A 12728-nucleotide genomic window follows, 5' to 3' on the forward strand; every position below is an offset into this window, starting at 1 on the left:
ATATTCATAGTTTAAACTCATCACGTATGGTTCCCAAGGCTTTAGAAACTGCCTGGTTTGACAAAAGCTTACCCGTGATTTCACCCAGCAATATACCAATATCTTCATTAGATTTGTTCTGTTTGCGAAGAACCAGCATGCGTTTTTTATTGTCCGTTATCCGAGAATCTACCATCTTGCGCGCTAAATTGCGCAGTTCGGGTACATTAGTTGGGGCCAGTGAAGAGTTCAGCATGAAGTGATAAAAGTACTCATCAATTAATCTATCTCCGGACTTAGCGTTATGACGGTCTGGATGAGCGATTTGGCGTCGTAATCTCAAGACTTCTTTCTCAAATTGTTCTGCAGAGCGCTTGGCTTGCTTATATAGAGAGTTCCATCGGCCATGAAGCTTGGGACGATGGTTTAGACAGTAATTCGTACTCAGATCTGGTCGCTTTTTCTTTCCGTCTTTTTCATCATTGTCACGATCATTGTTTTCTCTCTCAATATATCCGTGTTTCGTCCATGTATGCATGAACTGTGAAAACTCTGTTGGGCTTCCACACAAGGCACACAGTCGTGTTTTTTTATCCGACTTTAAACTGATATCAGGCGCTAGTTTTGATCTATTAGGTTTCTTTCCTTCACAAATCATAAACAATGATTTGAGCATATCCTGAGTCGATATGAATAGTATGTCTTGCTCTGTGTGGGAGCTCTTATCAACAAAGTCGCGTAAATAAAAGTGAATTTGGTCGGCCGTATAACGAAAACCTCTCAACTTGATGAGAGCACTATAGTTACACTTTTCTCTTGAGATAGGGCAATAGGACAAATACTGGTTTGGAAGGCTACTCAAGTATTCCGATACCACGGGATCAATCACCTGTTTAATCAAGTTTATGATGCTGTGGCTTTTAGACTCTTCCGAGTATGAATGCCATTTCTCCCTAAAAATGCGAATGGCATTTGCCACAGAGTTGTCAGAATTCTCCCATACAGGAATATAAAACGGACCTAGTCGTTCTGACGCATCCATCTCAGTTTCAAATATTTTCATATCCAACTTTTTTGTCCAATGATTAGCCTAATCTACAGGCAGCTCCTGGCATTATCAACCCAAGAATGTTGAAAAGGAGAAGGTTATGAATCCATCAATGACAAACAAAACGCTGATAAATCGCAAAACCTTACTCAGCATGATCCCTTTGTCTGATCGAACCATCTATAACCTGGAACAGCGCGGTGAGTTTCCTCGTCGTATTGTTCTGACCAGCCGAAGTGTTGCTTGGGACCTGGCTGAAGTGGAGAACTGGATAGAAGAAAAGCGCAGGTCTGCGTTAAAAGCCGCAAGACCTGGTTTTATTTGGTAAGTCTGAGTTCACATGACGCTTAAAGATGTAACGGATGTTCAGGCTAGGGGAACTATTCGGCAAAAAAGTGCCTCGGGTGCCAGCGGTAAACTAGAGCTAAGCACGAAATATATAGACAACATCATAGCAATCCAGGAGTGCAGTGCTCAGGAGGCTAATGAACTCGGTTTTATTGCTCGGCTTCTGATTCAAGCAACCATACCGCACAGTAAGCCAGAATCGAATGAGTGGAGTCGGAAGAATGGTAATTTCACAATGCACATGATGGCCCCCTCATCTGTAGGTTTGCCTTACGGTTGCTATGCACGTTTGCTTCTGGTTTGGATGACCACTCAAGCAGTAAGAAACAAGTCCAGATTGGATAAGGGTTATATCGGTGAGACAGAGGCGCGTAGGCTTGAATTAGGGAATTCTCAGAGAAGCTTTATGGCCGAACTAGGGTTATCGGGAACTGGGGGGAAAGATGGTTCTATTCCGCGTTTGCGTGAGCAGATGAGCAAACTTTTTAAAACCACCATTAGCGTTATGTTTACGGAACATAATGAAGGTGATGAATATATTTCTGAGGATGAGATTGGTGCCAGAGTAGCGGATGTTTCACATATATGGTGGAGCACAAAGCATCCAGATCAAAATTCATTATGGGGCTCTTGGGTAGATCTGTCGCCAAAGTTTTTTCAACTGATAACAGATAAACCAGTTCCTCTAGATATGAGGGTATTACGGTTGATTAAGCGTTCTCCTATGGCTCTCGATATATATTGCTGGGCAACATACCGAGTCAGCTATTTAAAACGTTCAACAGTCATTCCCTGGGAAGGACTAATGGACCAAATAGGAGCCAATTACCCTAATACTCCTCAGGGACATCGAGATTTCAGAAAACGGTTTCTCGATGGGCTTAAAAAGGTTCAGTATGCATGGCCAGAGCTAGATGCTACTTCAACCGAAAAAGGATTGCTTTTGAAACCAAGTGCTCCACAAGTACCTCGACGGACAAAGCGATAGAGTGAACGGTATGAAACAGTATGTACGCACCATTCTAGATGTTATTAAGCCTGGGTATTTAGAAAGTTATCCACGCATGTTCTGTCCCGCTTTAAAGGGGGTATTTTGCGCATGTTCTGTCCCGGCTTACGCATGTTTTGTCCCGGAGTGCGCATGTTCTGTCCCGCAAAGTGCCAAAAAGTTTTTTAATAACAGGTGGTTGTAGAACTCCCTATAGTACTTTCCTGTAGGTATACCTATATAAAAATTAACCTGTAGTTAAGCAAACAAATATTGTGGATAAGATTTATAAAAATAAACTGCTTAAAACTGTCAATGAAATCATTTTTTGGGAAGTTATGTATTTTCAACTACATGAAAATAAAGTGTTTTTTATTCTTTTTTTCTTGGCGTCTAAACATTCATTGACACTTGAGGGGCAGTTAAACACGAAGGCTTTGAATTTAGCCTAGAGCGGAAAGTGTTAGGAAAGCTGTGTTTTTCTGTGTCGTGATATTGGAGTAAAGCCAACACGCATAAATCGCTGTAGACCGCTATTTTAGCGCTATTGAATCATTATAAGTGCGCTGTCATATCGCTATAAGTATCGGACTTATCGGGTAAACATGGTTTACACGGGAATAAACAGTTAAATGCAGAGAAATGCACAAGGGCATGCATAACTTTCCGTGATAAAACCAAAGTTGAAATGCGGGCAGGATGTGTGAAGTAGGCCCTCCATGCAAGCATGGCGAAGCCTCTTCACTTATGACTTATTCGCACCTTCGGCACTCAACGTTGATCCTGCCCTGCGGGGCCTGAAATAGGAGACAAACATGGCGAGCAATACGAACAAGAGCACTAGAAAGAACAGCCCACCGATTAAGGTTTACTGTCTGCCAGAGGAGCGTGCGTTGATCGAATCCATGTCAGCACAGGCAGGGCTCAGTGCTTCGACCTATTTGCGCGAAGTCGGCCAAGGTTATCGCATTCAAGGAGTTACCGATGTTGAACAGGTACGCGAGTTAGTGCGAGTTAATAGTGATTTAGGACGTCTGGGTGGATTGCTGAAGCTATGGCTTAGTAATGATGTCAAGGTGGCACATGTTGGGGCCAATACGATCTTGGCTGTGCTTAATCGTATCGAAGCGACGCAAGATCAAATGAGTTCACTTATGGAGTCTATTCTTCGCCCGAGGGCGGACCAATGATCGCCAAGCATGTATCGATGCGTTCTCAGAGGAAATCTGACTTTGCAGGCTTGGTGAATTACATCACCGATCACCAGAGCAAAGAACATCGACTTGGTAGCGTTCGTTTAAATAACTGTGAAGCGGAAACCGTGCGCGACGCGATCAGTGAGGTGTTGGCGACTCAATTTGCGAACACCCGAGCGAAGAGTGATAAAACCTATCATCTGATAGTGAGCTTCCCAAGTGGCGAACAGTTAGAAGCAAATACCTTGGCCGCGATAGAAGAGCGCATTTGCCAAGGGTTGGGGTATGGCGAGCATCAGCGTGTCAGTGCTGTACACGACGATACGGACAATCAACATATCCATATCGCAATTAACAAGATTCACCCTACTCGCAACACAATCCATGAGCCGTACTACCCGCATAAGAAGCTAGCGGAAATGTGCGAGGCCATCGAGCAGGACTTTGGTTTGCAGCCGGATAATCATATACCGCGCAAGCGCGGGGCCGAATCACGTGCGATGGATATGGAGCGGCATTCGGGTATTGAAAGTTTAGTGGGTTGGGTGAAGCGCGAATGCATGGACGAGATTAAATCAGCCAATAGCTGGCAGGCGTTGCACCAGGTCATGCAGGACAATGGTTTGCAGTTAAGAACCAGAGGAAATGGTCTAGTGATCGTTGCCGACGGTGAAGCGATCATCAAAGCGAGCACCTTGGGGCGTGAGTTTTCTAAACCCAAACTCGAAGCGCGCCTTGGTCCCTTTGAAGCGACTGCATCGGATTCTGTTAAGCCGAGCCGCCAATATACACACCGACCTGTTCGCTTGAAGGTGAATACCACCGAGCTATATGTCCGTTATCAAGCAGAGCAGAAACATGCCGCAGAGAGTAAAACGCAAGCCCTTGAACAGGCTCGTCGTGATAAAGATCGACAGGTTGATAACGCCAAGAGGAAAGGGCGTGGCCGTCGCGCAGCGATTAAGTTAACCGGTAGCAATAAGCTTACTAAGAAGCTTTTGTACAAACAGGCCAGCAATGCATTGAAAAGCGAGCTTGAGCGCATTCACAAGCGTTACCAAGAGCAACGGCAAACGATATATCAAAGCAATAAACGCCAAGCCTGGGCGGATTGGTTAAAGAGCCAGGCATTGCAGGGAGATAGCGAAGCCCTCAAAGCGCTACGTAGCCGAGAGGCTGCACAAAAGCTTAAAGGCAACACACTAAATGGGGATGCAGTTCAGGCCGAGCCCAAAGCAATGGTCGATACGATTACGAAAAAAGGCACCATTATTTATCGAGCAGGTAACAGCGCCGTGCGTGATGATGGTGAGCGTCTACAAGTGTCGACGGCTTCCAATCAAACCAGTGTTCTAGCTGCGCTAAAGGTAGCAATGGAGCGTTACGGTAATTGTATTACCGTGAATGGTTCGCCTGAGTTCAAGGCGCGAGTAATCAAGGCGGCAGCAGATGGCAATCTGTCTATCAAATTTGCCGATCAAGGACTAGAACGCCGCCGTCAGGCATTAATGGCCCAGAATAAAAGGGCCAAGCGGTCTGATAAGCCTGGCGTGTTACCAATTGGCAAAGTGCCACCTTCACGCCGTGGCTGGTTGCAAAACCTATCTCAGTTAGAGGTCTTAGCGATGCAGTCAGGTCCTGTACCTGAAAAAACGGCGGTCATGCCAGCACTAGAGCAGCGTAAAGCTAAGCTCCAAGCTGAGCAGGCAGCTAAAAAGGCGAAACGACAACATAAGAGCCGATCACGTTGATGTGATGGCAAAGGAATCGACGGAAGCCCTAACCGCTTCGGTTGGTAATAACACCGATGTTTAACCCTATTTGGCCGCGCGTTTTACGGTGTCGCGCAGGTCGGGCGCCGGGATAGTAAGTGGCGATCTATCTCTGAAAAGGCCCACATTCACCGCTGGTAACGGCAGGAGTAGGGAGCGAGCCCTACAGGTTGGTGAATGCAACTTTTAGTCATAACCACTAAGAGTAATTAACCATGCTAAAACGAAAAATTTTAGCGGCTAAAATTCCCGTGCTCGCCATCTCCTTGGCGTTAAACCTTTCTAATCCTGTATATGCGGGGATTCCGGTTGCTGATGGTACGAATCTAGTTCAGAACATCATGTCGGCAATGGAAGCTGTTACACAGACTACTAAGCAAATTCAGCAGTATCAAACCCAGTTGCAGCAGTATGAAAATATGCTGCAAAACTCGATGGCCCCGGCTTCTTATATTTGGGACCAAGCGCAACGCACCATCAACGATCTGAACCAGGCGACCAACACACTCGCCTATTACCAAAACCAGATCGGCAGCCTCGATGCGTACTTGGGTAAGTTCCAGGACGTGGCCTATTACCGCAGTTCGCCTTGCTTCTCGTCAGTGGGGTGCAGTGATGCTGAACGGGCCGCAATGACCGAGAACCGACGTCTTGCGTCTGAATCGCAGAAAAAGGCCAATGACGCACTGTTTAGGAGTCTGGAACAACAGCAAGATAACTTGGAAGCCGATGCCCGTCAGCTTAACCGCCTGCAATCTGGTGCTCAGAGCGCGGACGGCCAACTGGCTGCGATTGGTTATGCTAACCAGCTCGCTAGCAACCAGGCCAACCAGCTCCTGCAAATCCGCAGCTTGCTGATCGCTCAGCAGAATGCCGTTGGCACTCGAATGCAGGCGGATGCTGATCGCGAAGCTCAATATCAAGCGTCCCGTGAAAGGTTGTTTGATATGGGCGAGCCAACCGACCGTTCGGAAAACAGGGGATTTTAATTATGAAAAATATCACACGAGTTTTTATCGTTAGTGCGTTGGCCTCCTTCGTTCTGGTGGGATGCGGTGAAGATGACGGGCCCAAGCCTGTAACGATCGACTGTGACAACCCAAACCTAACGAAAGAGCAGAGGGAAGAAGGACATTGCTTTTGGGATATGGGCGAGCCCACTGATCGCTCTAAGAACAAGGGGTTCTAATCATGAGCAAGCTATTCATTCGGTTTGTTATGCTCCTGGCAGTTGTACTGACTTCGCAAACTGCGTCAGCGGCCATTGAGCCTAATGGTGTCTTGGATGAAGTGGCCGTGCGTTTCATGACGGCCAGTGCTACTTGGGGCACGGTAATTACAAACTATGCCGCCTGGTTATTCTGGACGCTGGGCACTATATCCCTTGTTTGGACTGGTGGGACCTTAATCCTTAAACAAGCGGATATAAGGGAGTTTTTTGCCGAGTTCGTCCGCTTCATCCTGACGTTTGGTTTCTTTCTCTGGTTGCTCAGAAACGGCCCAGACTTTGCGACGTCAATCATCGACTCGTTGAGAATGATCGGTGCTCAAGCCGGTGGCCTTCCGAGAGATCTAACCCCGTCAGAGCCTATTAGTATTGCGTTCGACATTATTGTGAAAGCTGGTGAGTCCTACAGCATCACAAGCCCTATAGATAACCTGTCTATCTTCTTAATCACGCTGGCAATTTTGGCATGTATGGCGGTAGTGGCGGCCAATGTGTTGTTGGCCTTGGTGACGGCTTGGATATTGATCTATGCCGGTGTTTTCGTGCTGGGGTTTGGTGGTTCGCGTTGGACTTCAGATATAGCAATCAACTACTTCAAAAGCGTATTGGGCGTTGCTTTGAAGTTGATGACAATGACGTTGCTCATTGGCATTGCTATGTCGATCATGGACGGTTTCTATACCGATCTATCCAATGATGCCCCTATGCGTGAACTGTTGGTGATCTTTGTCGTTTCACTGGTTCTCGTGATGCTCATTCACTCTGTTCCCAATGTGATTGCCAGCCTAGTCCCTGGAGGCGGCGCGGCGGCAGGTGCTGGCAGTATCAGTGCTGGGGCGATGGCCGGAGCGGCTGTTGCTACTGGTGGTATGGCTGCCGGTGCCGCAATGGCTACCGCCGGCGGAGCGTCTGCTATTCAGGCTGCATTTGCAAAAGCAGGCGAGAACGTAGCGAATAATACTGACGTTATGTCGAGCCTGGGCGGTGCATTTAGCGGCGGCGGCGATTCTGATGAAGCTGGCTCCTTTACCCAAGCTTCCGGTCAATCTTCTAGTGGTGGCGAATCCTCTGGCGGTTTTAAAGGTAGCGCTGTAAAAGCGGGGCGTATTGCAGCGGATACCGGTGCGAATTTGATGAAGGGAATGGGTGATATGGCCGGGGATAGAATCAGCGGCACTACAGGAGGTCGTCTAGCTAGCTCGATCCGAAACAGCACGAAAGATGACGGGGATAGCGATGACCAGGAGGGCGACTGACGACGCTTCCCCTGCATTTGACAACGATAACTTAGGCGGTGGCAGCACTGGCTGGATGAATCAAACCGGCGGCTTTGATGGATTATCCAGTGAGGACCAGGAAGAAGCCCGACAAGCACACGCAGAATGGCAAGAGCGCGATCTGGAAAAGCACACCTTCGACGTTGAGGACTATGTGTCGTATGCCCAGGAACGCCAGCAGGAGCGCAACGAAGAGGTTGCCAGTTTTGTTAAAAAAGGTCGCATGACCTAACTAGATAAGGATTACTCATTATGGAGTTTAGCTTTCCACCTCAAAACCTTGCGGAGTTATTTGGTTTCTTCGCCGTGATGTTCATTGTGATGCTTGCCTTCTATTTTTTTGGGCAGTGGTTGCACAACATCAGGCACGGGCCGAAGATGAAAGCCATTGCCGACAAAATGGAGGTATTCCAAAACAAGCTGGCCGGGCGTGCCTACAAGGACATGACGAGATCGGTCGATCAAATCGACAAAATGAGACGCTGGCCGGTTGGTCGACGCAAGTAGTTAGAAAGCACACGGGCCGGTGATGGTGCACCGGCCCGCATTTCCACATACCACCTGACCGAGAGGTGACACATGGCAACCACACATAATATCGAAGTTGAGCAAGTGATATATCAAGTAGCTGTTGAGTTCACATTTCAATTAAAGGAAACTATATTAGTTTGATCTTTATGGAAAAATAGAAAAATGGATGCATCAGGCTTACTTACGGTTATCGCAGTTCTACTTACGGGAGCTGCTCTTCTCCCAAGGAGAGTTATCCTTGATTTAGTTATTCGAATGACAATTATTGATTGGATAATAGTTTTTATCTTGTCAGTTTCTAGCCTTTATTTATTGTTTCTTGATGTCCTGATCAATAATAACATGGCTTTACCATTTAGTTGGTTATTCGGTTTTGATAAAGAAAGCTCGTTGTTATTAGTATCTATTGTGGCCATATTGTACGCAATATTAAAGATAAATGGCTCTAGAATAAGTAGAAAGAATTTTCGTAAGTTAAATTTAACAACTAGCCAATTACTAAAAGATAATAATTTCAAGGATGTTTCATTTTTCGTCGATAAATATTATTTCCAATTAAGAAGATATTGTTTATATAAATCAGTTTTCGTTCGTTTTGGAAATTTAATAGAGCCAAAATCAGAACTGATAATATTTGAATTTAGGCAGAATGAAAAATCACGGATTGAAATTAAAATTAATGAATTAAGGAGCAAGGTTTCCAATTTTTTTCCAAAAACTTATTGGCTTTCAAATGAGGTGAAAGAGTACTTTCTCTACTTATATAAATCTAGATCTTATATGCATCATTTAGCAATTGCTAATCCAGTTCTTGGTGTGAAAATTTTGACTAAAGATTTTTGTTCAGAGTCAATGTACAGACACGAGTTCTTTAAATTTTTGATTAGCAATTCGGTTAGTCCTCTTTATAGAGAGTTAGCTTTATGTCAATGCATTACTACAACAGACTGCTATGAATTAGATCCAACGAATGTACTATTAACAGAGTTGTTTTCTGATGTTTCTGTTGCCCATGATATGGAAGTTTATCAATCAATTTATGATTATGTCTCTGATTTTATTGAATTAACTGGGAAGGATAATTCCTACAATGTTCCCCACATAAATTACTACGATACCGATAAAGCATTCAGTTGCCCTATTTATATGTCGATCCATTTTTTTGACGTTATGATAAGAGCTTCAGTTGAACAAGCATATGAGCACCATTTATATCCAAATAAAATATTTCTATTTGTTAAGAATATAGTAGAACAACTTGATTACAGCCTTGTCGATGATATTGATTGTGAATTTCCAACTAGATACGACAGGTTAATTTATGAATCATTTTCTGTAACAAGTTCTTGGCTTGAAATGGTTAAAGACAGAATGAAACAAACTTTAAAGTATGATTCTTATCTTATTATTGAGTCATATGCTTTAATGCTGAATGAGGTTTTAGCTAGTGATAAGTTTAATGAAGATAAGAAAAGTTATTATTTGAGTATAGTTTTGAGAACAATGAGAGAATTTGATAAAGAAGGTTATTTTTCTCAATGTGAATATATTTCTCATATTGTCTTAGCTAGATATCAATATGGGGTCAAAGATGAAAAACTAGAGAGAATAGTGAAAGGTCTTAGACACAATATAAGTAGGGATGACTTTGAACTATCAGCTATGATTGATAAATATTTTTGATGTTAAGTATCATAATGTCTTGTGATAAAGCTCACGGGCTGGCAATGGTACACCTGCCCGCTTTTATTATATATCGTATTTTATATAGGTACTTGATTAATAAAATTTAATTCATGGTAATTTGCTATGTTTTAGGCTGCGATGCAACATTCAGTATCGCTTTAAACTCTTCTAAGCTATTTTTTGTCGTACTACCAAACAAGCGTTCATAGCCAAGAAAAAGAGCTGTGAGAACAACCGCTGAACTAAAAAGGATGTCATTCCCCAAGGCTTTTATAGAAGCAGCGAACAGGACACCAACAATAATGAGGAAAAAGTCTCGCTCTTTATGTTTGGATATATGAGTGTCTATAAGCAACTTCGCTTCAGCTATATCATCCTCCTTCAATTTATATCTAACCACTGCATGCTTTAAATGTTTCAACCACTTAGAGTTAAATTCTTTCTCGATACTTAGCAGTATTTCTAGCTCTTGATACTTAGTAGATTCTTTAGACCGAGCAAACCAACTTTTTGCTGTAAACCAACGCTCTTTGAATAACTTGTCCCGTTCCTTTGTGTAATCTCTTAGGTATTCTTCTATCCAAGACAATATTCTTCTCCCTTAATTGATAAATAACGAATGACATGAGTTTCTCTCTTGAAACATAGTCGCTCTTATTTGGTGATTTTTGGATGCTGTCAGGATTGTTTTAGATGCATCTTTATCAACGGCTACCAAATAGGTGTGGATGCGGCATCATAGAATTCTATATCTATGCGACGGTCAAGAAATCTATCTGCGTTTGCCATTACTTCTCGGTTTAAGTCCTGGTTCTCATCTCCAAAGATACTGATGAAGACTTTGTTTACTCTACTACGATTAATCTGATCGAATATATGTCTGTCGTTATGAGCTATTGAGTGACCATGAATGTAGAGAGTGCCTCTCAGTTCACCCAACGCTTGGTAGCAAGCATTTAGATATGGGTTATGTTTGATTTTCTCAAGCTTCTTTTGGTAGGTGGGTTCAGACACAAAAAGGGGAAACTCTCCTGCATCTAACCATCGTCTTACTTGGTCAACGATCGCATCCCAATCTTCTTGGTCATAAACCCGTTTATAAATACCTTGCTCAGTATTGTAGAGATGGAGGCCCCCGTGTAGAAAGTGCAAGTTTTGAGTACGTTGTTGCCATTCATCGCCATTAAAACCATCTTTCATACCACACCATCGATCTGGTCTAAAGGGAGGTAGATTCCATTTGTTTACAGCCCAATACAAAAGTAAGTCGTAATTGAGAGAAAATATATTGTTGAAACGAGTGAGGAATCTTCTAGTTAAGGTGAAACTATCATCCGCAATGGCTCCGGGGCGGTGAGGATGAGTATTAGCAATTACCTCAATAAGTGAGTCTTTTAACTGCTCTTGGTCAGCTTGAATCTGTTCAATGATATCTATGTTCACGTCATAGGTTTCGCAAACTTTTTCCGCTGATTGCAGAGCATGCATTATTTTTTCAAAATCAAAAGTATCAAAACGATCAAATATTTCTCTCAGCTCTCGGTCGCTGTCTCTAAAGTTGGCTTCATCGAACAAATTTTCATAATTGAATGTTCTATTGTTCCATGCCCGAGAAAAGCCATTAGCAAGCAGTATTGACGGCTGCTCCCTTTCTTCTAGTTGCTGAAGAGTATCTTCATAAGTCTGTAGTGGCATCGATGCATCCTTTTTGTTATGTAATTATATTTTTCAAGCAATTAACTCAACACAATGCAACCACACCAAAATAAAAAAATCATCTGTAAAGTTTTATGATAATGCTGAGCACTTAGTTAGTATGTTTCAGCAAACAGATCGTGTAGATTGATAATTTAGATGGCATTCTAGGGTATATATGTTGAACGGGCATGTAATGTTTCACATTGGCTAAGGGTGCTTGCGATTTAGAAATTTAACAACAAGAGTCAGTACCACTTACTCTGACTCGGCATTGGTGACACCTTACTTGGTCGAGGATTTACTCGGCTTTAAGCCCGGAGTGTTTCCTGGAGTTTTTTTGTTGTCACGTCGACGTTGATCTGGTTTACCAGTCGACTTGGCTATTGGTTTTGGTCCTGGTTTCAAACCCATGATTTGATCCTTTTATTTAACGAGGTTATTCCTCGTTGTATAATCTTTGGGCAGTATTGATGGCTTTCAAGATGTGTATGAAAAACAATCTAAAAATATCCCCAAGGTTTCTTGCTGGTAACTCATGTTTTGATGCGTTTTAAAATGTACTGCGACAAGTTGGAGGCACAAGATGGATAGAATTACCTCGGGTCCACGACGGCTTAGTGTTGAAGAGATACAAGAGCTTCGTCGTGATATGCAAGAATCCTCAGCTTGGGCCAAAGTAGAACTAAAACGCCGACGAGACGCAAAAAATCAAAAAAATTCTACGCATGGTATAGATGATGGTATCGAGAAAGGTTGCATTTCTAACTAGCTGTTATTCCGATGTATTTTGTGTCCGTTGATATTCGAGTGGGAGTGACGGGCACTGGCTGGCAATGTCTAGCAACGGCAGGCATTTCGGCTGAGGGTAAAAGAACTTTCCGCTAAGCGATAGACTGTATGTAAACACAGTATTGCAAGGACGCGGAACATGCCTCATGTGGCGGCCAGGACGGCCAGCCGGGATCGGGATACTGGTC

Annotated in this window: 15 protein-coding genes; 11 read left to right on the forward strand and 4 right to left on the reverse strand. The window is 43.6% G+C overall.

Annotated elements, in window-relative coordinates; translation table 11 throughout:
• Positions 1-4 precede the first annotated feature (4 nt).
• Positions 5-1042, reverse strand: a complete 1038-nt coding sequence (locus R7P36_RS23920) for a hypothetical protein (RefSeq protein ID WP_031430525.1) — start codon at positions 1040-1042, stop codon at positions 5-7.
• 85 nt (positions 1043-1127) lie between these two features.
• Here R7P36_RS23920 and R7P36_RS23925 point away from each other — a divergent pair, with 85 nt between their 5' ends.
• The 10 genes from R7P36_RS23925 (at position 1128) to R7P36_RS23970 (ending at position 10050) form a co-directional block, all read left to right on the forward strand.
• Entirely contained in the window at positions 1128-1355 is a 228-nt protein-coding gene (locus tag R7P36_RS23925) for a helix-turn-helix transcriptional regulator (RefSeq protein ID WP_001069954.1), read from the forward strand.
• Between the two features lie 12 nt (positions 1356-1367).
• Positions 1368-2363 carry a replication protein RepA gene (locus R7P36_RS23930; protein WP_031430529.1) on the forward strand — a complete coding sequence of 332 codons (996 nt, stop codon included), beginning with the start codon at positions 1368-1370 and terminating at the stop codon, positions 2361-2363.
• An 815-nt stretch (positions 2364-3178) separates the two neighbouring features.
• Positions 3179-3553, forward strand: a complete 375-nt coding sequence (gene traJ / locus R7P36_RS23935) for a conjugal transfer transcriptional regulator TraJ (RefSeq protein WP_102887445.1) — start codon at positions 3179-3181, stop codon at positions 3551-3553.
• Complete coding sequence (gene traI / locus R7P36_RS23940; protein WP_102887444.1) at positions 3550-5310, forward strand: TraI/MobA(P) family conjugative relaxase; 1761 nt, start codon at positions 3550-3552, stop codon at positions 5308-5310. The genes traJ and traI overlap by 4 nt, the downstream gene beginning before the upstream one ends.
• 236 nt (positions 5311-5546) lie before the next feature.
• Positions 5547-6320, forward strand: coding sequence for a P-type conjugative transfer protein TrbJ (gene trbJ, locus R7P36_RS23945; RefSeq protein WP_102887443.1), 774 nt, complete (start codon positions 5547-5549; stop codon positions 6318-6320).
• 2 nt (positions 6321-6322) lie between these two features.
• A complete protein-coding gene (locus tag R7P36_RS23950; protein ID WP_102887442.1) occupies positions 6323-6520 on the forward strand; it encodes a hypothetical protein in 198 nt (65 codons plus the stop codon).
• Between the two features lie 2 nt (positions 6521-6522).
• On the forward strand, positions 6523-7815 hold the full coding sequence (gene trbL / locus R7P36_RS23955; protein ID WP_102887441.1) for a P-type conjugative transfer protein TrbL: 1293 nt from the start codon (positions 6523-6525) through the stop codon (positions 7813-7815).
• Between the two features lie 55 nt (positions 7816-7870).
• Positions 7871-8068, forward strand: coding sequence for a hypothetical protein (locus R7P36_RS23960; RefSeq protein WP_031430540.1), 198 nt, complete (start codon positions 7871-7873; stop codon positions 8066-8068).
• A gap of 20 nt (positions 8069-8088) precedes the next feature.
• Positions 8089-8343 carry a hypothetical protein gene (locus R7P36_RS23965; RefSeq protein WP_031430542.1) on the forward strand — a complete coding sequence of 85 codons (255 nt, stop codon included), beginning with the start codon at positions 8089-8091 and terminating at the stop codon, positions 8341-8343.
• Between the two features lie 186 nt (positions 8344-8529).
• Positions 8530-10050, forward strand: a complete 1521-nt coding sequence (locus tag R7P36_RS23970) for a hypothetical protein (protein ID WP_031430544.1) — start codon at positions 8530-8532, stop codon at positions 10048-10050.
• A gap of 124 nt (positions 10051-10174) precedes the next feature.
• Here the strand turns inward: R7P36_RS23970 and R7P36_RS23975 are convergent, their stop codons facing one another.
• From R7P36_RS23975 to R7P36_RS23985, 3 genes are all read right to left on the reverse strand, one after another.
• Complete coding sequence (locus tag R7P36_RS23975; RefSeq protein ID WP_031430545.1) at positions 10175-10642, reverse strand: hypothetical protein; 468 nt, start codon at positions 10640-10642, stop codon at positions 10175-10177.
• 122 nt (positions 10643-10764) lie between these two features.
• Complete coding sequence (locus R7P36_RS23980) at positions 10765-11748, reverse strand: DUF4917 family protein (RefSeq protein ID WP_031430547.1); 984 nt, start codon at positions 11746-11748, stop codon at positions 10765-10767.
• A gap of 285 nt (positions 11749-12033) precedes the next feature.
• Complete coding sequence (locus R7P36_RS23985; protein WP_004395831.1) at positions 12034-12162, reverse strand: hypothetical protein; 129 nt, start codon at positions 12160-12162, stop codon at positions 12034-12036.
• A gap of 172 nt (positions 12163-12334) precedes the next feature.
• On the opposite strand from R7P36_RS23985, the gene R7P36_RS23990 reads away from it, so the two are divergent.
• Positions 12335-12520, forward strand: a complete 186-nt coding sequence (locus tag R7P36_RS23990; protein WP_031430549.1) for a hypothetical protein — start codon at positions 12335-12337, stop codon at positions 12518-12520.
• The last annotated feature ends 208 nt before the right edge of the window (positions 12521-12728 follow it).

The organism is Vibrio sp. 397 (genome assembly GCF_033339395.1).
Taxonomy (GTDB): domain Bacteria; phylum Pseudomonadota; class Gammaproteobacteria; order Enterobacterales; family Vibrionaceae; genus Vibrio; species Vibrio alginolyticus.